The 20,425-nt window shown below is 32.2% G+C and carries 20 protein-coding genes; 7 read left to right on the top strand and 13 right to left on the bottom strand.

Translation table 11 applies throughout. The features are described from left to right. Nucleotide 1: 1 nt before the first annotated feature. From murI to HA144_RS03360, 4 genes are read right to left on the bottom strand one after another with little or no spacing between them, the layout of a single operon-like run. Nucleotides 2-796 (bottom strand): glutamate racemase, encoded by a 795-nt coding sequence (gene murI / locus HA144_RS03375; protein WP_209042424.1) that lies wholly within the window; start codon nucleotides 794-796, stop codon nucleotides 2-4. Beyond that, nucleotides 793-1,878 (bottom strand): N-acetylmuramoyl-L-alanine amidase, encoded by a 1,086-nt coding sequence (locus HA144_RS03370; protein WP_209042422.1) that lies wholly within the window; start codon nucleotides 1,876-1,878, stop codon nucleotides 793-795. Before HA144_RS03370 ends, murI begins: the two co-directional genes overlap by 4 nt. After that, a complete protein-coding gene (locus HA144_RS03365; protein ID WP_209042421.1) occupies nucleotides 1,878-2,705 on the bottom strand; it encodes a carbon-nitrogen hydrolase family protein in 828 nt (275 codons plus the stop codon). The genes HA144_RS03370 and HA144_RS03365 overlap by 1 nt, the downstream gene beginning before the upstream one ends. A gap of 30 nt (nucleotides 2,706-2,735) precedes the next feature. After that, nucleotides 2,736-3,464, bottom strand: a complete 729-nt coding sequence (locus HA144_RS03360; protein WP_209042572.1) for a 2-phosphosulfolactate phosphatase family protein — start codon at nucleotides 3,462-3,464, stop codon at nucleotides 2,736-2,738. Nucleotides 3,465-3,591: 127 nt separating this feature from the next. Here HA144_RS03360 and aroA point away from each other — a divergent pair, with 127 nt between their 5' ends. The 3 genes from aroA to glmU are packed head-to-tail and all read left to right on the top strand — an operon-like array spanning nucleotide 3,592 to nucleotide 7,196. Then, entirely contained in the window at nucleotides 3,592-4,908 is a 1,317-nt protein-coding gene (gene aroA / locus HA144_RS03355; protein ID WP_209042419.1) for a 3-phosphoshikimate 1-carboxyvinyltransferase, read from the top strand. An 8-nt stretch (nucleotides 4,909-4,916) separates the two neighbouring features. Then, nucleotides 4,917-5,822, top strand: a complete 906-nt coding sequence (locus tag HA144_RS03350) for a tRNA (5-methylaminomethyl-2-thiouridine)(34)-methyltransferase MnmD (protein ID WP_209042417.1) — start codon at nucleotides 4,917-4,919, stop codon at nucleotides 5,820-5,822. Between the two features lie 24 nt (nucleotides 5,823-5,846). Beyond that, entirely contained in the window at nucleotides 5,847-7,196 is a 1,350-nt protein-coding gene (gene glmU / locus HA144_RS03345) for a bifunctional UDP-N-acetylglucosamine diphosphorylase/glucosamine-1-phosphate N-acetyltransferase GlmU (RefSeq protein WP_209042415.1), read from the top strand. 1 nt (nucleotide 7,197) lies between these two features. On the opposite strand, the gene HA144_RS03340 is transcribed toward glmU, so the two are convergent. The 4 genes from HA144_RS03340 to menD are packed head-to-tail and all read right to left on the bottom strand — an operon-like array spanning nucleotide 7,198 to nucleotide 12,729. Continuing rightward, nucleotides 7,198-8,571: a UDP-N-acetylmuramoyl-tripeptide--D-alanyl-D-alanine ligase gene (locus HA144_RS03340; protein WP_209042414.1), complete on the bottom strand. Its 1,374-nt coding sequence runs from the start codon at nucleotides 8,569-8,571 to the stop codon at nucleotides 7,198-7,200. Between the two features lie 7 nt (nucleotides 8,572-8,578). Next, the gene (gene glgA, locus HA144_RS03335; protein ID WP_209042412.1) at nucleotides 8,579-10,036 is read right to left on the bottom strand and encodes a glycogen synthase GlgA; all 1,458 of its coding nucleotides are present in this window, start codon (nucleotides 10,034-10,036) and stop codon (nucleotides 8,579-8,581) included. A gap of 36 nt (nucleotides 10,037-10,072) precedes the next feature. Next, nucleotides 10,073-10,930, bottom strand: a complete 858-nt coding sequence (gene menB, locus HA144_RS03330) for a 1,4-dihydroxy-2-naphthoyl-CoA synthase (RefSeq protein WP_209042410.1) — start codon at nucleotides 10,928-10,930, stop codon at nucleotides 10,073-10,075. A gap of 35 nt (nucleotides 10,931-10,965) precedes the next feature. Beyond that, the gene (gene menD / locus HA144_RS03325) at nucleotides 10,966-12,729 is read right to left on the bottom strand and encodes a 2-succinyl-5-enolpyruvyl-6-hydroxy-3-cyclohexene-1-carboxylic-acid synthase (RefSeq protein ID WP_209042408.1); all 1,764 of its coding nucleotides are present in this window, start codon (nucleotides 12,727-12,729) and stop codon (nucleotides 10,966-10,968) included. Between the two features lie 50 nt (nucleotides 12,730-12,779). On the opposite strand from menD, the gene lepB reads away from it, so the two are divergent. Next, nucleotides 12,780-13,364: a signal peptidase I gene (lepB, locus tag HA144_RS03320; protein WP_209042406.1), complete on the top strand. Its 585-nt coding sequence runs from the start codon at nucleotides 12,780-12,782 to the stop codon at nucleotides 13,362-13,364. 45 nt (nucleotides 13,365-13,409) lie between these two features. Continuing rightward, complete coding sequence (locus HA144_RS03315; protein WP_209042404.1) at nucleotides 13,410-13,745, top strand: DUF760 domain-containing protein; 336 nt, start codon at nucleotides 13,410-13,412, stop codon at nucleotides 13,743-13,745. A 6-nt stretch (nucleotides 13,746-13,751) separates the two neighbouring features. Here the strand turns inward: HA144_RS03315 and HA144_RS03310 are convergent, their stop codons facing one another. The 5 genes from HA144_RS03310 to HA144_RS03290 are packed head-to-tail and all read right to left on the bottom strand — an operon-like array spanning nucleotide 13,752 to nucleotide 18,828. Then, nucleotides 13,752-14,924, bottom strand: a complete 1,173-nt coding sequence (locus tag HA144_RS03310; RefSeq protein ID WP_209042402.1) for a DUF4336 domain-containing protein — start codon at nucleotides 14,922-14,924, stop codon at nucleotides 13,752-13,754. Further along, entirely contained in the window at nucleotides 14,921-15,793 is an 873-nt protein-coding gene (locus HA144_RS03305) for a metal ABC transporter permease (RefSeq protein ID WP_209042400.1), read from the bottom strand. The genes HA144_RS03310 and HA144_RS03305 overlap by 4 nt, the downstream gene beginning before the upstream one ends. Before the next feature lie 12 nt (nucleotides 15,794-15,805). Continuing rightward, nucleotides 15,806-16,570, bottom strand: a complete 765-nt coding sequence (locus HA144_RS03300) for a metal ABC transporter ATP-binding protein (protein WP_209042398.1) — start codon at nucleotides 16,568-16,570, stop codon at nucleotides 15,806-15,808. A 3-nt stretch (nucleotides 16,571-16,573) separates the two neighbouring features. After that, complete coding sequence (locus HA144_RS03295; protein ID WP_209042396.1) at nucleotides 16,574-17,473, bottom strand: metal ABC transporter substrate-binding protein; 900 nt, start codon at nucleotides 17,471-17,473, stop codon at nucleotides 16,574-16,576. A 20-nt stretch (nucleotides 17,474-17,493) separates the two neighbouring features. After that, entirely contained in the window at nucleotides 17,494-18,828 is a 1,335-nt protein-coding gene (locus tag HA144_RS03290) for a DUF697 domain-containing protein (RefSeq protein ID WP_209042394.1), read from the bottom strand. A gap of 165 nt (nucleotides 18,829-18,993) precedes the next feature. On the opposite strand from HA144_RS03290, the gene HA144_RS03285 reads away from it, so the two are divergent. After that, complete coding sequence (locus HA144_RS03285) at nucleotides 18,994-19,416, top strand: hypothetical protein (RefSeq protein ID WP_209042392.1); 423 nt, start codon at nucleotides 18,994-18,996, stop codon at nucleotides 19,414-19,416. Continuing rightward, on the top strand, nucleotides 19,406-20,422 hold the full coding sequence (gene trpS, locus HA144_RS03280) for a tryptophan--tRNA ligase (RefSeq protein ID WP_209042390.1): 1,017 nt from the start codon (nucleotides 19,406-19,408) through the stop codon (nucleotides 20,420-20,422). The genes HA144_RS03285 and trpS overlap by 11 nt, the downstream gene beginning before the upstream one ends. The last annotated feature ends 3 nt before the right edge of the window (nucleotides 20,423-20,425 follow it).

Raw genomic sequence — 20,425 nt, 5'->3', positions numbered from 1 at the left:
ATCAAACATTGCTTGTGAGGTTAACCAACCTAATTTCTTTATTAATTTCAAGCCAAATTTTAATTTTTCTGTAAAATTTATCTTTATCTGAAGTAACAAAGAATTTTATATTATCTCTAGAAATACTTTCATAGCCGTCAATTTCTGAATTAATAAAAGATTGATTAAATTTTTTTATTAACGCTTCTGCTGGATCAATGATTTTTATATTTGAGTCAATTTTATTTCTTAAAAAGTCATAAATTAAAGGATAATGACTACATCCAAGTATTAATTCTTCAATATTTTTATTTAATAGAGGTCCGAGATACAAATTCGAAAAGTAATCTAACTTATCAAAATTTAGCTTTTCTTTTTCAATTTCTGATACAAATTCTGGACATTCTTGTTGAAATATTTTCAAATTTGCTTTTTTAGAACTAATAGAATTTTTGTAATATGATGATTTAACTGTTGTTGGTGTTGCCAAGACACCAATTATTTGTTTATTAACTATTTCTGAGACTGAGTTTATAAGGTCAAAACAAGGAATACTTAAGTATTTTTCTATAATATCTAGTGCACATGCATTTGTTGTATTACAAGCTATTAAAAGTGCATCTAAATTCTTGTCTTCAAAAAAAGTACAAATCTCTTTTGCAATTATTCTTATCTCTTTAGGATTTTTATTCCCATAGGGAATTCTCTTTGTATCAGCTAAATAAAAAACTTCAACATCTTTACGAGTTTTAAGTAAAGAATTAAGGACAGTAAAACCACCTATACCACTGTCAAATATACCTACTTTGAGTTTCACCTTATTTTAGAAAGATATTCAAGAATGCCTTTCGAAATTGCATAAGCAATTCTTTTACGATGGGTAGTCTTTTCTAATCTTCTCGCATCTAATCTTCCTGTTAAAAAACCAATTTCCACAAGAACTGCAGGCATCTTAGTATTTTTAATTACATAAAATCTACCTTGTTTAACTCCTCGATCAGGACTCCCAGGAGAAACTCTTAGAATTTCTTTTTGAATTCTTTTAGCAAGTAGTCGACCTCTCCACCCTCTATAGTAAAAAGTCTCTAATCCATTAATATCCCTCCTTTTTCCTCTTGAAGCATTTGCATGAATACTTACAAAGATATCTGCATCTATCCTGTTAGCGAAGGAAACTCTTGGAGCTAAATCCAAATCGACTTCATTTTTTCTAGTTAGCCTTACTTTGACACCTTTCTCAGAAAGTAACTTTTCAACTATTTTGGCAACCTCTAGTACAATATCTGTTTCTCTTAAACCTCCAATCCCTATTGCGCCTGGATCAGGTCCTCCATGTCCTGGATCTATAACAACGGAATATTTATTTTGTTTTACGTTGGGCAATTGCAATGAATCATGACCTCTCTTCTTTATATAAGTTGATTTTTGATTTGCCTTAACATTTCTTATGCTCTTTTCCACAACTCCTTCACTTATTTTCTTAAATGGATATTTTGGTTTGAATAATTTAATTTTCCACCTATTTTGATTTAAGCCAATCAATCGCCAAGTCAAAGGACTTAAATCAGTTGCTTCCTTAAATTCAATTACTAGTCTTGTTGAGCCCTTTTTTGGTTTGCCTAACCTAATTTCTTTGATTGGACCATTACCTTTTATTGTTCTTGGATTTCTTAATTCTCCTGGGAAATCTATCCAGAATCTATCTCCAAAGATCTGGTTAGACTTTTGAAAGTATGCTTTTAAATTTGTATTTGACTTAGTTCTTAATTCTAAAACCCCATTATTATCTAACTCCCATGCAGCTAAAGCACTAGATGACTTTAATGGGGAGATCGTAGAATTTAAAAATATAAAAACAGATAAGCAGCGAAAAAGTTTACTATTTAAAAACTTTGCCATTAGTTTGCAAACAATTTATTTTTTCTATGTTTGAGACTAGGCATCTGCTCCCTAATTTTCTTGACTCTCTCTTTATCAGCCGGTGCTATTGCAGCACCTTGAGTTTTTCCAGCATCAGACAAGACGGTACCCCATGGATCGATTACCATTGCATGGCCATGACTTTGCCTTCTTCCGTAATGAATTCCAGTTTGCGCTGGAGCAACTATATATGCTGTATTTTCAATCGCTCTTGCCTGTAATAGGATTTGCCAATGATCTTTCCCAGTAAATGCTGTAAAAGCTGCTGGAATCATAATTAACTCCGCACCATTCGCAGACAAATATCTATAAAGTTCAGGGAACCTAACATCGTAACAAATTGATAATCCAACCTTGCATAAACCAGGAACATCTACAACTGGAGGATATTCTTCTCCTGAAAGAATAGTAGACGATTCCTTATATAAATTCCCGTCAGGTAAATCAACATCAAACAGGTGGATTTTGTCATATTTTGCTAGGACCTGTCCATCCCTTCCAAAGAGTGCTGACCTATTTAGAGTATGACTATCATCTCCAGCAGGAACAGGATATCCTCCTCCCAACAGAAATACTTGATATCTTTGTGCCATGGTTTTGAGGAAATTTGTACACTTTATTGATAGTTCAGAGGCTAATCTAAGTTTTTCATCATCTCCTCCCAAAAAGGCAAAATTCTCAGGTAATCCGATTAATTCAGCGCCTCTTCTAGCTGCTACCTCAATCTGTTCTTCTGCTGCAACAAAATTCGCTTCGAAATTTGAAGTACTCGTAATTTGCAATGCAGCTACCAAAAAATCAGTCAAAACATTACTCCTGATAAATTAATTCGTAAATTATGAGGCACGAATTACACCTCTTTCAACTTGAGCAGGAACAATATCTAAGCAATCAAGTTCAGAGCAACATTTAAAATCTTCTTCATAATTACCAAGGTTTGTCAATCTTTTACCATGAGTTGCAGTTTTTAAACATTTCATAATATCATTTTTCCAAGAATTCCAAAGAGCCAAAGCAGCTTGTAATTCGTCATTAATAATATTAACTTCAAATTCACAGTTTCTTTCCAAGTATGAGGCCAGTGCACCAGCAGCTAAAGAATCTTCAAGCGAATATGAACCTTCCCAGCCACTCCCAAGTATTAGAACATTTTCACTTTTTAATGAGATAATTTTTTCTGCAACTGCTCTTCTATTTGGAAGTCCCATAGCAAATAAATGCTTTGCATTTTGAACTTTTTGTAGCGATTTAGTACCATTAGTCGTACTCATAAATAGTCTTTTACCTTTAACTACTTTTTTCGTAACTGATAAAGGAGAATTACCTAAATCAAATCCTTCAATTTTCTTGCCCCCTCTCTCTCCAAGCATTATTCTCTGATGAGAATGCCATTTATTCGCAGATTCTTTCAACAAGTCTAAATCTGCAAATACTTGTATTGAGTCAGCTCCATTTTTTAAAGCCCAAGAAATTGTAGTTGTGGCTCTTAAAACATCTATTACAACTGCAATATCTGGACTTATTTCTGGAACATCATTTGCAACGTGATAATAAGTAAGATTAATGATTAAATCCCTTTTCTGGCTTTATTATAGAAAACAGTTACTTACTTTGAATATTTTTTTTTAAAAAACAAACTTATTGATAAGATATATCTAGTTTGCATAAGTAAAAATCTATTTAAGTACTAGTTTGAAAATGAATAATATCCGCACAATTAAAGGTGGAGGAAATTTAAGAGGAAAAATAAAAGTATCAGGGGACAAATCTATTTCTCACAGAGCATTGATAATCGGGAGTATTGCGCAAGGTGAGACTACTATTGAGGGCTTTTTACATTCTGAAGATCCACTTTCAACTGCTGATTGTCTTAGGAAATTAGGTGTAAATATTCCAGAAATAAAAAAAGATGAGCCATTTACTATTTCAGGCGTAGGCCTAAATGGATTAAAAGAGCCCGAAGAAATTCTCAATTGTGGCAATTCTGGAACCACTATGAGGTTATTAATGGGATTATTAGCTGGTCAAGAACATAAGAATTTCATTTTAACTGGGGATAGTTCTCTTAATGAGAGACCGATGGGAAGAGTAGGTAAACCATTATCTTTGATGGGTGGCAAAATCTTAGGGAGAGAAAGAGGTAACAAAGCTCCAATCTCAATTGAGGGGAAAAAACTTAAAGGATGTCTTATTGGAACCCCTGTAGCAAGTGCGCAAGTAAAATCTGCAATATTATTAGCAGGCCTCAAGGCTTCTGGAACTACTTCCGTTATTGAGCCAGCATCTTCAAGAGATCATACCGAAAGAATGTTAAAAGCATTTGGGGCAGATATAAGTGTTAGAGGGGAATTTGGAAGAAATGTAGTAATTAAGTCAGGGGCTAACTTAATTGGTCAAAAAATATTAATCCCTGGAGATATAAGCTCTGCATCCTTTTGGATGATTGCTGCATCTATTGTTCCAAATTCAGAGATTTTAATTAAGAATGTTGGATTAAACCCTACTAGAACAGGAATATTAAATGTAATGGATTCAATGGGTTGCAATTATGAGGTTTTAGATAAATCAATAGTTGCTGGAGAACCTATTGGATCTATCAAAGTGAAGACTGCAAATAATTTACAATCATTCACTATTGAGGGAGATCTCCTGCCAAAACTTATAGATGAAATTCCTATTCTCACGGTAGCGGCCTGTTTTTGTGATGGAGTTTCTGAAATTAAGGATGCTCAGGAATTAAGAGTTAAGGAAACAGACCGATTAAAAGTTATGACAAGACAGCTACGCAAATTCGGTGCTGAAATATCAGAGAAAGAGGATGGATTAATTATAAATGGACAATCACAATTTAATTCTGCGGAGGTAGACAGTGAGACTGATCATAGAGTTTCAATGAGTCTTGCTATTGCTTCACTTCTTGCCAAAGGCACCTCAAAGATAATAAGAGCAGATGCATCTAATGTTTCATATCCTGCTTTTTGGGATGATCTTGCAAAATTAGTTAACTAAAAATTTTTTTGTCCGAATTAATAGAAGTTTTAACAAAAGATGGGAGTTACTCTTTAAGAAGTGTTTTTTTTCAAGAGAATTTTCATAGCTTATTAGGAGCATTAGAGGAAACAAAAAAAAAGTTTACAGTCCCTTCTGATTTGCAAAGATTCGAGGGCAGATCTCTTGAAGTTTTGGATATATGTTTTGGGTTAGGATATAATACTGCTTCTTTAATAAACGAATTAATTAAACAAAAATCGTATTTAAATTGGTATGCCTTAGAGATAGATAAAAAGCCTCTTGAATATGCGCTAAAGAATCAATCATTTCAGAATTTATGGGCTCCAAAAATCCAACAAATATTTTCATCATTGTATCGAAAAAATTGCTTTGAGGATAAATTTTTTAACTGCAAAATTTTGTGGGGCGATGCTAGAGAAAAAATTAATATTATTCCTGCTACAAAAAAATTCGATCTGATATATTTAGATGGGTTTTCCCCTCAAAAATGCCCACAAGTTTGGACGATTGAATTTTTATCTAAGGTGTCGCAAAAACTCAATCCTCAGGGATATTTAATAACTTATTCCTCTTCAGCGGCAGTGAGAAAGACATTAAGAAATCTAGGTTTAGAGATTTTTACAATTAAACCAAATTTGAATTCTAGAAATTATTGGAGTCAGGGTACTGTCGCTATAGCAAAATTTGATAAGTTTAAATTTAAACTCAATTCAAATTTCGATAAGTTATCTGTCATGGAAGAGGAACATCTTTTAACAAAAGCAAGTATTCCTTATCGAGATCAAAATTTAAACTCAAGTAAGGAAGATATCATTAGTAAAAGATTAGATGAGCAATTATCCTCAAATCTTTTATCTACAAAAAAATGGAGAACAAAATGGGGAATGACGAAGTCGGCCTCTAGGAGTTAGATTTAGATATATATTCAAAAAAATATGCTTAGTGTTGCCATATTAGCTGCAGGCAAGGGTACTCGGATGGAAAGCTCATTGCCAAAAGTTTTACATAAAATTTCTGGCAAAAGTCTTTTACAGAGAGTAATTGATTCATGTATTGAATTAAATCCCGATCAAATCTTCGTAATTACTGGACACAAATCAAAAGAAGTCCAAGACTCAATCCAAAACAATAAAAAAATCCATTTTGTAATTCAAGATCCTCAATTAGGAACTGGTCATGCTATACAGGTACTTTGTAAAGAAGTAAAAGAAAATAAAGGAAAACTTTTGGTGCTCAATGGAGATGTACCTCTTATTAAGCCTGATACTTTAAATAGGCTTTTAAATTTACATAATTCAAAAAATGCTGATGTTTCTTTGATAACAACAAGTAAAAAAAATCCTCATGGGTATGGCAGAGTTTTTTTGAAAGAGGATTTAATAGAAAGAATTGTTGAAGAAAAAGATTGCACTAATCAAGAACGCCTTAATTTATTAATAAATGCAGGTGTTTACTGTTTCAACTGGGAAAATTTGTCAAAAATCATAAATAAATTACAGAGTAATAATAACCAGAAAGAAATTTATTTAACTGATACTATATCTTTACTAAAGAATTCAATAAGCCTAGAAATAGATGATGATGGAGAGCTTCAAGGTATTAACAATAGAATACAACTATCAACGTGCGAAGAAATTATTCAGAATTTAATCAAGGAAAAACATATGCTTAATGGTGTAACATTCATCAATAAAGCAAGTTGTTCAATTAGTGAAGAAGCGGAGATTGGCAAAGATGTAATTATAGAGGCTAATACTCACATAAGAGGGAATACCAAAATATTTAATAATTGCGTTATTGGACCAAATACTTTTATTGAAAATTCTAAAATAGGATTAAATTGTGAAATCTCAAATTCCACCGTTTATGATTCGCAAATAATAGATCATATAAAAATTGGTCCCTACAGTCATATAAGACCTAATTCCAAAATATCTTCCTTTAGCAAAATAGGTAATTTTGTTGAAATAAAAAATAGTCAATTAGAGGAAGAATCTAAAGTAAACCATTTGAGTTATATTGGCGATTCTATTATTGGAAGATCTACAAATATTGGAGCAGGCACTATTACTGCAAATTTTGATGGTCAGAAAAAACATCAAACAAAAATTGGTAAAAATTCCAGTATTGGTGCAAATACAGTTTTTGTAGCTCCAATAAATCTCGGGGAATCAGTTACAACAGGAGCTGGTTCAGTGATCACAAAAGACTCCAAAGATAATTCATTAGCAATCTCAAGAACTAAGCAAGTAAATATAGAAAATTGGGAAAGAAAGAAATCCTAGTCTAGTTAATTAATTCAATAATTTTTTCAAGTTGCCAAAATCTGCTCCCTTTAATAAGAATAGAATCACCTTTTTTAGTAGATTTGTTTATCTCAAAAGGGACATCTTTAATATGATTTAAAACTACGAACTTTTTCTTATCTTTCAGATAATTGGTGTAAATTTTTTCATTTTTTTTATCGCAAATAAATAAGCACTTTTCTATTTCTGAATTATTTATTAAGTTGAATATTTCCTTGTGATATTTTTCAGATTCTTTTCCCAATTCTTGCATACTTCCAAATATGAAAAATTTATTTCTTGGTTTTTCAAGCAGGTTTTCAATACATGCTTTTACTGACTCTGGCGAAGCATTATATGATTCATCATATATTGTTGTTTTAACTGATTTAAGAACTTTATTCCTTCCACCTAAACTTACAAAATCAAATTTATTAAAACTTTTAAAATCAATGCCTAACTCTTTAGCAGCTGCATAAGCAAACAAGAAATTCGAAGCATTGTGAAATCCCTCAAATGAAATTTCAAAGGTATTTTCTTCAATTAAAATTGTTTTATTCGAAGGATTATAAAATCCTCGCAAATTATAATCTCTCTTAAAATTCTCATTTTGATTTTCTATATTTAACAGCTCTACTTTTATTACTCTACCTCTCCAGTCTTCTTTTAAAGTTTTCTCTAGTAATGAATCATTGGCTGGTATGATTACGACTCCTTTAGGATTTAAAAACTTGCTAATTTCACACTTTGCGTAAGTAATATTTTTTTTCGATCCTAACAATCCAATATGGGCTGTCCCAATGTTAGTAATAACTGCAATGTCTGGTTCGCTATATTTAGATAAATTTTCAATTTGTCCAAGACCTCTCATTCCCATCTCAAGAACCAAAACTTTATCTTTTATATCGGTCCCAAGGATAGTAAGACCAACGCCAATTTCATTGTTGCAATTTTCTCTGGATACTTTAATTCTTCCAAGTTTCTTTAAAACTTCGCCAATCATTTCTTTTGTTGTCGTTTTACCCACTGAACCAGTTATCGCAACAATAGGGATATTTAATTTTTTTCTTTTTAGCAATGTTAGTTTTTGAAAGGCCTCTAAGGTATCATCTACAACCCAACAAGGGAATTCACTAGGAAGTAATTTTTGCATACCTTTTTTAATTACTACTGATTGAACTCCTTTATTTAAAACCTCTGAGAGAAAACTATGTCCGTCAAAATTTTTACCTTTGATCGCAATAAAAAGATCACTACTTAATAAAGTTCTACTATCAATACTTATATTTTTAAAATTCAATAAATCTTTTTTTTCATCGCCAAGATTTTTTATATCCCCCAAAACATAGTTTAATTCTGATAAAGAGAATTCCATTAAAAAATTAAGTCATACTTTTTCTTAAAGATGGATCCGCTGATTGTCCGTAAGAAAATTTTTCAACTTCAGCAACATCTGGGGATGGTTCCTTTATTCCACAAACATCTTTATACATAATTTCGTATTCGAGAGCCGATCTTTGCCAACTAAACTCTTGGCTCATAGCTCTTTTTTGCAGTAATTCCCAACTATCTTTATGTCTGAAGGCCTCCCAAGACCTAACTAAAGAAGTATAGAAATCTATTGGTTCAAAGCGATCAAAGCAAAAACCTGTACCACTATTATTTTCTGGGTCATGAGGTAAGACTGTATCAACTAAACCTCCAACTCGCCTTACTATTGGAATTGAGCCATACCTCATAGCAAGAAGTTGACTAATCCCACAAGGTTCAAATCTACTTGGCATTAAGAATGCATCAGAGCCACCATATATAAGCCTTGATAAAGAATCATCATAGGTAAGGAATACTGAAAATCTACCAGGGTAATCTAATGCCAGTTGCCATAATCCTGACTCTAAGTATCTATCTCCAGTACCTAAAACAGCTATTTGCGAATCTGTATATGCTAAAAGTCTTCTGGAAACTTGTAAAAGTAAGTCAACCCCTTTCTGATCAACTAACCTACTGACCATACCTAAAAGATATTTTTTAGAATTAACTTCGAGACCCATTTCTCTTTGAAGAATTTTTTTATTTTCTATTCTATTTCCTAAATTCTTAATACTGAATTTTGCAGGCAAAACTGGATCTTTGGCTGGATTCCATTCATCAAGATCTATGCCATTAAGAATTCCCCTTAATTTACCAGAAATATAATTAAGTAATCCTTCAAGACTCTCCCCGTATTCATGGGTTTTAATTTCATCTGCATAGGTCGGAGAAACAGCATTGACCCTATCTGCATACAACATTGCCGAAGCCATTGTGTGGTCTCCATGCATATACCAAGGACACCAAGTCATTTTTTCAAGTTTCCACCTCCAAGGGCCTTGGTATTTTAAATTATGAATTGTGAAGACAGTACTAATTTCGGGGTCCTGATGCATCCACACAGGAATCATTCCAGTATGCCAATCATGGCAATGGAGAACTTGAGGTTTCCAACAATTCCAGGCAAATTCAGAAGTGGCACTAGCAAAAAAGGTAAAGCGCCAGTCCTCATTTTCGCCTCCGTATATTTGGTCAGAGTCAAAAGTTGGATGACCCACTAGGTAAATCACATAATTATGAATGGGATGTTTTGCTTCATATACGGCGAAATCAGTGCCCATTGTATTTGCTCTAAAGACTGGTTCATTCGATACCTCTAAAAGACTCCACAATTTTCCATACCCTGGAATTATTACCCTTACATCGTGACCAAGTTTTATCAAAGATGGAGGTAACGAACCAACCACATCTCCCATACCTCCAACTTTGATCATTGGAGCACATTCAGCAGCGGCAAGAAGAATTCTCATTGATAATTATTTAAAAAAGTTCTTTTGAAAAATAAACTAGGAAGTCCACTTGTAGTCAGAAAAGTCTGGTGGACGCTTTTCAAGAAAGGCATCTCTACCTTCTTGAGCTTCTTCAGTCGAGTAGAATAATTGAGTTGTGTATCCAGATAATTCTTGAATACCTGCAATCCCATCATTCTCCGCATTGAATGAAGCTTTAAGAATACGAATAGCAGTTGGACTATTTCGTAAAATCTCTCTTGCCCAGATTACACCCTCAGCTTCTAATTCTTCAATCTTTGTAATTGCATTTATCAAGCCCATCTTAAGAGCTTCCTTGGAATTATATTTTCTACATAAAAACCAAATTTCTTTTGCTTTTCTTTGCCCAACAATTCTTGCCAAATAACTAGATCCAAAACCCGCATCAAAACTACCAACTCTTGGACCTGTTTGACCAAATATTGCATTTTCGGAGGCGATACTGAGATCACAAATTAGATGAAGTACCTGGCCTCCTCCAATTGCAAAACCAGGAACTAAGGCAATAACCACTTTAGGCAAACTTCTTATTAATCTTTGAAGTTCAAGTACATTTAATCTCTGCTTCCCTTCATCATTTTTATATCCATTTTCACCCCTTACACTCTGATCACCTCCAGAGCAAAAAGAATAAATACCTTTCTTATCAGGTCCCGCACCTGTAAATAGAACTACGCCAATAGTTTCATCATTTCTTACGATATCAAATGCATTAATGAGTTCATCTACAGTTTGTGGCCTAAATGCATTTCTTTTTTCAGGCCGATTAATTGCAATTCTCGCAATTCCCTCATCTGATTTGTGAAACAATATGTCTTCATAAGATTTGCATTCTGACCAATTTAAAGTTGTTTTACCAGGTAATACTTTCATGAAACCTAATTATTCAAAGATAGAAAATGATGAATTTAGCTGCCAATTATTTTTTTTAGAAGGGCATTTTTTTCACAAATTTCATTTTCTGGATCAATATCAACTTTAATTATTACAGATTTCTGGATAGAAATGCTCCAATCGAATGCCTCTCGTAATTTTTTAAAATTTGCCACACTTTTAAATTCTACTTGAAAACCCTCTGCGAGTTTTGGCCATTTTATTTCTTTTGGCATAAGAAAAAGTTTTTTTAATTCTTCTTCTTTTAAATTTTCTTTATAAATACGATTAAATATATTTCCGCCATTATTATCTATTAGAAGAATTGTTAAATTCATATCGATTGAATTTTCAATCAGCCAACCGTTTATATCATGAATAAAAGCCAAATCTCCAGTCACAAGAAGTAGAGGATTTTTAATTCTAGAAATACCTAATGCAAGAGATAAAGTACCATCTATACCAGAAGCTCCCCTAAAGCTGAAACAATTTCTTGTTAAAGTGCCATTTTCAGAAAATGTAAGCCAATCTCTAATCGGGCTACTCGCGGAGAGCATTATAGGATTTTCAGCTGGCCAAAGTTTTGGGACAAGATTTGCAAGCATATACTCAGTAATTTGATTATCTTGAGTAATTTTTTCTTTTAAAATTTTTTTAATCTGCTCACCTTCCTCTATCAGATCTAGTGCCATCGAAGTAAGAGGCTTTTTGTTTTTTTCTTTAATTGATAATTTTTCTAACAATAGATTAGTAAAATTTGATAGCCCAAAATCATATTCAAATGATTTTTTTATAGGGTCTAATTTTCTATAGTTTTTTTCTTTTATAAGAATTTGTATCCCTTCGAAGTTTATTAAAAACTTCTCCAAATCAATAGAGGATGACATAGGGCCAAGCCTCAAAAGTTGATGACAATTTATTGAATTTTTATTTTTCCTTAAGACTAATTCCCAATTCACAACTAATCCTCTTAAATCAGAATAAACTCCTGAAACAGGATCAGCGAATACTGGCCAACCAGTAATTTCTTGTAATCGTTCTATAGATTTATTGAAAGAAGTCAAATCATTTATTGAACCTTGATAAGGACCTACCAAAATAATGCCGGATTTATCTAAATTTAAACTTTTTGAAATTTCTAAGAATTTGTTTTTATCAGACTTTATTTCAACTTCCTGAAATATATATTTTTTCTTTAAATAAATTCTCTCAAAAACCTCTAAAACATTTTTTTTATTAAAAAATGAAATACCTAAAGGCTTTTCAATAGGAATATTTAAATGAATAGGACCAGGAAAGGTTGATATTTGTTTCTCAGTAATTCGAACTAAATTCAAGATTTCATTTTCTTGTGTTTCATGAAGTCCATTTAGATTTGTACTTAAGACTCTTCTGCAGACTGAACTCAAAAAATCTTCTTGATTTACTGTTTGATTAGCGCCACAATCTTTTAATCTTAAGGGTCTATCTGCAGTAAGAAATATAATACCTTTACAAGATCGGTCTGCCTCTACTGCTGCTGGCAATAAGTTACTTACGGCAGTCCCAGAAGTGGTAATAACTAAAGAAAGATTACCTGATGCAGCAGAAATCCCAAGAGAGTGGAATCCCGCAGATCTCTCATCTATTGAATTAAAAATATTTACCAGCCCTAATTTATTTAATTCTCCTGCAGCTATTGCTAAAGGTGCTGATCTACTTCCAGGGCATAATATTAAATTTTGAACTCCTATTTTCATAAGAAGATTCAAAAGTTGTAAACTTCTAAGAAAATTTTTGCATTCAATAGATGATGTCATAATTTATATAAATGCTTTGGGATTTTTCTTATAACTGAATTAAATAAAACATGTCTACAACTCAAGAAAAAAGAAATTCAATATTAAAGGATTTAAAAAATCTTTTAATCTGGATATCTATAGCTTTAATTATACGATGGCAGGTTATAGAGCCAAGATGGATCCCATCCGGTTCAATGCTTCCAACTCTTCAAATACAAGATAAAATTCTTGTTGAGAAAGTAACTCCCAAAATCACATCCAAGTCAAATCTTTCAACATTAAAAAATAAAATAGTTGTTTTTAACGTTCCGGAACAATTAATTAATGCTGGTTATGAAGCAGATACTGCACTAATAAAAAGAGTAATTGGAATACCCGGAGACAAGGTAGAAGTAAGAGACGGTAACCTTTACTTAAACGATATCGCTCAAAAGAATTACGTTTTTGACAACAATATTAATTATTCTATAGGGCCTTTTATTGTCCCTGAAGAGTCATTATGGGTGATGGGAGATAATAGAAATAACAGTATGGACTCACATATTTGGGGATTTTTACCCTATGAAAAGGTTATTGGTAAAGCTATTTTTAGATATTGGCCGTTTAATAAAATTGGACCTATTCGGTTCCCTGCCCTTAATAATTTAGATTAATGGGTACATGATGTTGTAGGGTTTTTATATCTTGAAGTTGTAGAAATGTTTAATCCAGAATTTCTTGCTACTGAAAATAATGATCCGAATGATGATAATGATTTAATTCAATACTTGCAAAAACAATCACCAGAAGTTTTGCAAAGAGTAGCAACATCAGCTAGTGAAGATATTCAAGAAATTATAAGACATAATGTTCAGGGTCTTCTTGGAATGCTCCCTTCAGATCAGTTTGATGTAAAAATAACATCCTCAAAGGAAAACATAGCCAATTTACTATCTTCGGCAATGATGACAGGATATTTCTTAAGGCAAATGGAGCAAAGAAAAGAGTTAGAACAAACTCTTAAAAATGACGAAAACATGTCTATCGAAGAATAATATTTTTTAGAGATTAACTTCTTTAGGAATTATTCCTAGATCAAACAATTTTTTGTACAAACTTATCAAAAATTTATTATCTTCTGGTGATTTGTCCCATTTTTGTGAATTAATTTCATCAATTAATTTTTGACAATCATTTATTGTAAATTTTATGGGTGCAGTAAAATGAGAGGGAATTAAATATTCCATATCTTTAAAAGACTTGATATTTTCTAACCACATAATTAAAACCTCTTTAGAACGCGGAAAAATTAATTTTTGTAAAACTGGTGCAATTTGAATCTTAGGAGTGTCTTTACCCATTATTTCAACAAGAGAGGATTCCCAATCTGCGTCCCATAAAAAGGGATAAATACCGAAATGAGATCTCCAATTTCTAAGATCTTTTTTGAATGAATACTTTAATATTTTTTTTAAAGGTGGAATATTTAATTTACCTGGTTTCAAAAAAGATGAAAATAAGACTAACCTTTTCCATCCTTTTTTTCTTTGTTCAATCGAGTCAATTAAAGGCTCATCTCCTCTCTCTCTAGAATGAAAAAGAAGTGGAGTTGGATCAAAATTAAATATCTCAGGTGGTGTAGAGTCTATTCCAACTATTGCATCTGTTACGTGAAGAGTTTTCGTAGAATAATGGAAACAGCTTATCTCCTGATATCTTCCAAGTCCTAAATTAAGTGGACCTAATGAAGACCATTTAAAGGAGTTTGTATGTGGAGTACCTTCCTCAAACAGTATTCTTGATCTTTTTGATGGAATTCCTAAAAAATCTAGAGGTAGATTTATGGGGAAACTCCATTGTCCAGGACAAAGCCAAATTTCTGCATCTTTAAAAATTCTTGAAAGAGCTGGCAGTCCGATTTTATGTTCTAGTCCAGAGGCACTCGGTAGAATTATTGTTTTTACGTTGCCGTGTATCATAATTAATTTTTCTAACTCATTTATTAATTCTTTTGTCGGAGGCAGTGGATTTATTAGCATCAATCCATTGTCAACCTTTATTACCGTCATTCTTATTGGAACCGCAACATAATATAATCCCTGTATTTGTTCCAAAGACCATATTTGATCAGGAATTAATTCTCTTAAAATTGTTTTCTTTTTTCCATAAGGATATAAGGGGAATAATGGCCACCAATTCCACTTTTTATTAAAAGTTTCTTCCAACACTATCATTTATACCCGGCAAATAATTTCTTTAACTTAAATATTCCATATCTTGGAGCGAATAAAAAAGCAAATAAAAATATAAAAGTTTGTGCTAAGACAATTGATCCACCTGTTTCAAGATCAAACCAAAAACTAACATAGATTCCTATCAGGCTTGAGATAATTGCACTTAATACTGAAATTATTGTCATTTTATCAAATTTATCCGTAAGTAAATATGCTGTAGCTCCTGGTGTAATCAACATTGCAACTACCAAAATAATTCCGACAGACTGCAAGCCCACAACAGCTGCCAAAGATAAGCATGTGAGCAGTAAATAATGAAGAAAAAGTACGTTAATCCCAACTGTTTTTGCATGCCTAGGATCAAAACAATAAAGCATTAAATCTTTTCTAAAGATTGATAAAAGGATTACTACCAATAAAGAAATAAATATAGTTTGTTTTACATCTGAAAGTGATATTCCTAATGGACTACCAAAAAGAATAGAGTGCAAATCAATGTTACTTTTAATCTTAGAAACTAAAACGATTCCAAGAGCGAAAAATCCAGTAAATACCAACCCAATAACAGTATCTTCCTTAACTCTAGATTTCTGCTTAATAAACCCTATCAATGCAACAGAACCAACTCCGAAAATAAATGCCCCTAAGGAGAAAGGAAGACCTAATGCATAAGCAACCACAACACCAGGCATTACCGAATGCGACACTGCATCTCCCATTAAAGCCCATCCTTTAAGAGTCAAATAACTTGATAGAAAACCACAAACAGCTGCAACTAATGAACTCATAAGAAGTGCTTTTCTCATAAAGTCATGAGTTAGAGGATCTGTTATGAATGAATCTAAAGTTAAAAAAAGACAGAGCTCCATATAATTTAAAATTTAGGATTCAGGTCCAAACAAGAAATCAGGTGAGATCCCTCCAAAAGTGGTTGTAATATTTTCAGGGGTAAACACTTCAGAGGTCTCGCCATAAGCTACAACAGTTTTATTTATCAAAAGAACCAAATCACAAAATTCACGGACATGAATCATATCGTGCGTTGATAATAATATAGTTTTCCCCTCATTTTTAAATTGAATAAATAATTCCGAGATAAGTTTCTCAGTTCTTATATCAACACCTGAAAAAGGCTCATCAAGAAGTAATATTGACGCTCTTTGCGCAATTGCTCTAGCTAAAAAAGTTCTTTTTCTCTGACCTCCAGATAAGTTTCCAAGAGGTGTAGATAAATGATCCGTGAGATCAACTCTTTCAATAGCATCTTTAACCGCCTGAACATCAGACTCTCTAGGACACCTAAAAATATTCATCGAACCATATCTTCCCATCATCACTACATCCCAAACACTTATTGGAAATTGACTATCAATCCCCTCATTCTGAGGAACATAAGCAATTGTCTGATCTTTTTGAGCAGATCTTACAGACTCTCCATTTATTCTAATTTTTCCCTTTGAAATATTTACAAAGCCAGTTAAAGCATTAAAAAAAGTTGTTTTACCAGCGCCGTTCATCCCTACTAACCCACAAATCTGGCCAGGTTTCAATCTTAAATTGGCATCATACAAAGCCACCTTACCGTTGTAGTCTACACAAATATTCTCTGCATCAATCCTAAAGTTTTGATAATTGATTGATTCCATAATTCAAAAAAGCCCTTTTTTAATTAAATCCAAATTATGCTCAAGCATTTTTATATAGGAACTAGCAGGCCCACTATCATCAGATAAAGAATCAACAAAAAGATTTCCTCCAAAATTAGCCCCAGCTTCGTTTGCAACAACCATTTGAGATTCGTTACTTACAGTACTTTCGCAAAATACAGATGGGACATTTTTTTCTTTAACTAGTGAGATTGTTCTTGTCATTCTTTTGGGAGTAATTTGACTCTCAGCATTAACTGGCCACAAATAAACTTCCTCTAATCCATAATCATTTGTTAGATATGAAAAAGCACCTTCACAACTTACTAGATACCTCCTTTCTTTATTTAAGTTATTAATAAAAAGTGAGAATTCTTTATCTAATTTAGATAGTTTATTTTTATAAATTTTTCCATTTTCTTCAAATAATGTTCTTTTGGATGGCCTCAATTCTGATAAATAATCCACGAGAATATCTACGTATAGGATCCCTCTTTTTGGAGAAATCCAGGCATGAGGATTGGGTTTCCCTTTATAGAAATCTTCACTGATAAAAATAGGATCTAAATCTTCCGCGACAGTAATTCTTTTAACTTTTAAATTAGAAACAAATTTTTCAGCCCATAATTCAAATCCAAATCCATTATCAATAAAAACAAAAGCATTAGAGGCATTTACCAAATCGCTTGGAGTTGGCTGGTAGCCATGAACCTCAACTCCAGGTTTCGTTATTGATCTAACAATAAAATCATCTTTAGTAATGTTGCTAACTATGTCTGCCAAAACAGTGAAACTTGCCAATATTACTTCTTTACTTTCATTTTTATTTGATATTCTCTTACATGAGCCTGAAGTAAGAGAAAGCAGAAGTAACAAACTTAAAAAAATAATATTTTTTTTCATATTTAACCTTCATCCTTAGATTATGAACTAAAAGATAGTTTCATAAGTGGTTTTCTAAGATCGGAAATAAATCCTTGCCAATTTATTTTTTCTTTTTCAAAAGCTTTTTCAACAATTTTCTCAGAATTTTTCTTTATAAAGTCCAAATCAGGTTCTTCTACTCCTTTTGTTATTGCCATAAAATCAGCCAAAGAGCTTGATACAACTCTTGTTAAATAAGCAGCACTGACAGCCTGAAATGTTCCAGAAACAAGCCAATTTGGTCCATGTAATTTTGTTATGCCAATTAGAGTCTGCCCACTCCATTCAATAACTCCCTGAGCAATCGCAGTCTTTAAAATCTCTTTAGATACTTTATCTAAAATTTCAGGAGACCAATTACATCCCCATATAGACTTAATTTCTTTAATCATTAATGAATTTAGTACTGTCATTGCCATAACATCAATTGATGGGATAGGAGATAAGAAAACAGATGTCGCGACAAGAATTTGATTTTTTCTTTGTATACCTTTTAATTGCATTCTTCTTATTCCTTCAATTTCAGATTGCAAGGCAATATGAAGTTCTTTCAATAGCCTTTTTTTTGTATTTTCAATATTTTTAGATGAACTCATGAAAAACTTCCTTAACGAAAAAGGTATATTTATTATTTCATTCTTATTCACATCAAAAGTAATAATTTTATTTATAAAGTCACTTGAAATTTGAGACTTTAGGTCTTCTATCTGATTTTTGGCTTCTATTTCGTTGGAAGTTAAAGCCACCAACCAGATTGGCATATTTTTAGGAAACTTTTTCAGCCACAAAAAATCATTTGCCGACAAAGGCAAGTTTATAAAATACAAAATTGCATCACTCTTCAAAGCTCCTTCTGGAATAACTTGAGAAGAATTGTATTTAGGCAGTTTTTTATATAAATCAAAGTCAAACTTATCTGCTTTAAAATGACTTTTTAAAACAGACTGACAACTCTGATAATCTTTTTGTCCAATGCAACTTATTTTTTCTTTTTCGCATCTATTAAGAATCGATTCAAGCATTTTTTGTCTTTTTGAATTCTGTTTTTCTAATTCATTTGTTGCTTCAAGTTCTTCAAAAAAATTTAAATCTTCATTACATAGATTTATCCAACCATCTAAATTATTTGGCTCATTAAATTTAGGCTTATCATTTTTCAAGTAAAAATATCCCCCCAAACACAACGCAAAAAATCCTATTGAGCCTCCTGCAAAATTAATTAAGTCACTGACAAACCATTCCCCAAAACCTAACAATAATAAAATAATAAGAAGATTTTTTTTGGGGGACCTTATGAAATCTTTTAAAAGGTTGTCTTTACTAATATCAAGCACAATACTTTATTTTTCTAATTTTATTTTAGTGCAAGTTGTGAATGAGAAAAGCGAAATTACATAAGTCGTTAATCAAAAGATAAAAATTTAAGGCTTTTAAAAAGATTTATTGCATAACAAGATGCTAAATTAATAAACTATTTAAATAACTTAAGAAACATCAAGATGTCTAATTCAAATTTCGGCAATAATCCTGGACAAGAAAATTACAGAACTCGTTCTAATAATGAAAGATCTAATTTCAGAGATAGATCTGGCGGCAGAAGAGATGGAGGAGGATTTCGCATAAGATTGAGTGATAACGAAATGAAAGCTGTTAAATCAATACAAGAGACCTTTCAATTAAGGTCTACCGTTGCAGTGCTGGGTTTCTCTGTAAGAACACTTAGCGAAATGATCAAAGACGAAAAATTGATTGAATCAATCACAGAATATGCTAAAAATAATAAAAACTCTTCTCCGAATAGACAATTACAAAATCCTTATGAAGAAAAGACAAGAACAACTCCTGACCCCTTTGCAAGACCTGTAAAAAATACATCAACTGAAGAGAACCAATCTAGCGAAGTAGAAGAGGATGGCAAATAAAAAAAGAATTCTTTCGGGAGTTCAACCAACTGGTGATTTACATATTGGTAATTGGCTTGGGGCCATAAATAATTGGGTTACGCTTCAAGATAAATATGAAACATTTCTTTGTGTAGTTGATTTGCACGCAATCACAGCTTCATATGACCCCAAAGAATTATCTAAAAACACTATTTCTACTGCGGCTTTGTACTTAGCTTGTGGGATAGATCCCAAAATATGCTCAATTTTTGTCCAAAGTCAGATTTCTGCACATTCAGAACTTTGTTGGATATTAAATTGCATGACCCCAATAAATTGGATGGAAAGAATGATTCAATTTAAAGAAAAATCGACACAACAGGGAAATAATGTATCCATTGGATTATTTGACTATCCGATCCTAATGGCTGCAGACATTCTTTTATATGACGCAGACTTTGTACCAGTAGGTGAGGATCAAAAACAACATCTTGAACTTGCCCGAGATATTGCACAACAGAGAATTAATGCCAGATTTAGTAAGGATAAAAATATTTTAAAAATCCCTCAACCAATAATCATGAAGAATGGATCAAAAATAATGAGTTTAATTGATGGTTCAAAAAAGATGAGCAAAAGTGATCCTAATGAGGGGAGTCGTATTAACTTATTAGATGCTCCTGAAATAATTACAAAAAAAATAAAAAGAGCAAAAAGTGACAGTTCTATTGGAATTGAATTTAACAATCCTGAGAGACCAGAATCTAAAAATCTTTTGATGATTTATTCAATATTATCTGGCAAAGAAATTTCTCAATGTGAAAATCATTTCTCAGAGACTGGATGGGGGACATTTAAAAAATTAATTACAGAACAACTTATTGAATCTCTGGAACCTATTCAGAAAAAGTATAAATTATTAATTAATGATCCCTATCAATTAAATAAAATCCTTGATGAAGGGAAGGAAAAAGCTGAAGATTTAGCAAATCAGACTTTAAAAAGAGTTAAATCAAAATTAGGTTTCTTCGAAATGGAGAAATAATTC

Source organism: Prochlorococcus marinus XMU1404 (assembly GCF_017696175.1).
Taxonomy (GTDB): Bacteria; Cyanobacteriota; Cyanobacteriia; order PCC-6307; family Cyanobiaceae; genus Prochlorococcus_A; species Prochlorococcus_A marinus_X.
The sequence above is the reverse complement of the archived record's forward strand: the minus strand, read 5'-3'. Positions and strand labels throughout refer to the sequence as shown.

Coding starts and splice junctions, on each gene's coding strand:
- HA144_RS03300 (WP_209042398.1), bottom strand. CDS start 16,570: ATGGAATCAATCAATTATCAAAACTTTAGGATTGATGCAGAGAATATT.
- HA144_RS03285 (WP_209042392.1), top strand. CDS start 18,994: ATGTCTAATTCAAATTTCGGCAATAATCCTGGACAAGAAAATTACAGA.
- HA144_RS03310 (WP_209042402.1), bottom strand. CDS start 14,924: ATGATAGTGTTGGAAGAAACTTTTAATAAAAAGTGGAATTGGTGGCCA.
- HA144_RS03295 (WP_209042396.1), bottom strand. CDS start 17,473: ATGAAAAAAAATATTATTTTTTTAAGTTTGTTACTTCTGCTTTCTCTT.
- menD (WP_209042408.1), bottom strand. CDS start 12,729: ATGACATCATCTATTGAATGCAAAAATTTTCTTAGAAGTTTACAACTT.
- glgA (WP_209042412.1), bottom strand. CDS start 10,036: ATGAGAATTCTTCTTGCCGCTGCTGAATGTGCTCCAATGATCAAAGTT.
- HA144_RS03340 (WP_209042414.1), bottom strand. CDS start 8,571: ATGGAATTCTCTTTATCAGAATTAAACTATGTTTTGGGGGATATAAAA.
- HA144_RS03305 (WP_209042400.1), bottom strand. CDS start 15,793: ATGGAGCTCTGTCTTTTTTTAACTTTAGATTCATTCATAACAGATCCT.
- HA144_RS03370 (WP_209042422.1), bottom strand. CDS start 1,878: ATGGCAAAGTTTTTAAATAGTAAACTTTTTCGCTGCTTATCTGTTTTT.
- menB (WP_209042410.1), bottom strand. CDS start 10,930: ATGAAAGTATTACCTGGTAAAACAACTTTAAATTGGTCAGAATGCAAA.
- trpS (WP_209042390.1), top strand. CDS start 19,406: ATGGCAAATAAAAAAAGAATTCTTTCGGGAGTTCAACCAACTGGTGAT.
- HA144_RS03315 (WP_209042404.1), top strand. CDS start 13,410: ATGTTTAATCCAGAATTTCTTGCTACTGAAAATAATGATCCGAATGAT.
- glmU (WP_209042415.1), top strand. CDS start 5,847: ATGCTTAGTGTTGCCATATTAGCTGCAGGCAAGGGTACTCGGATGGAA.
- lepB (WP_209042406.1), top strand. CDS start 12,780: ATGTCTACAACTCAAGAAAAAAGAAATTCAATATTAAAGGATTTAAAA.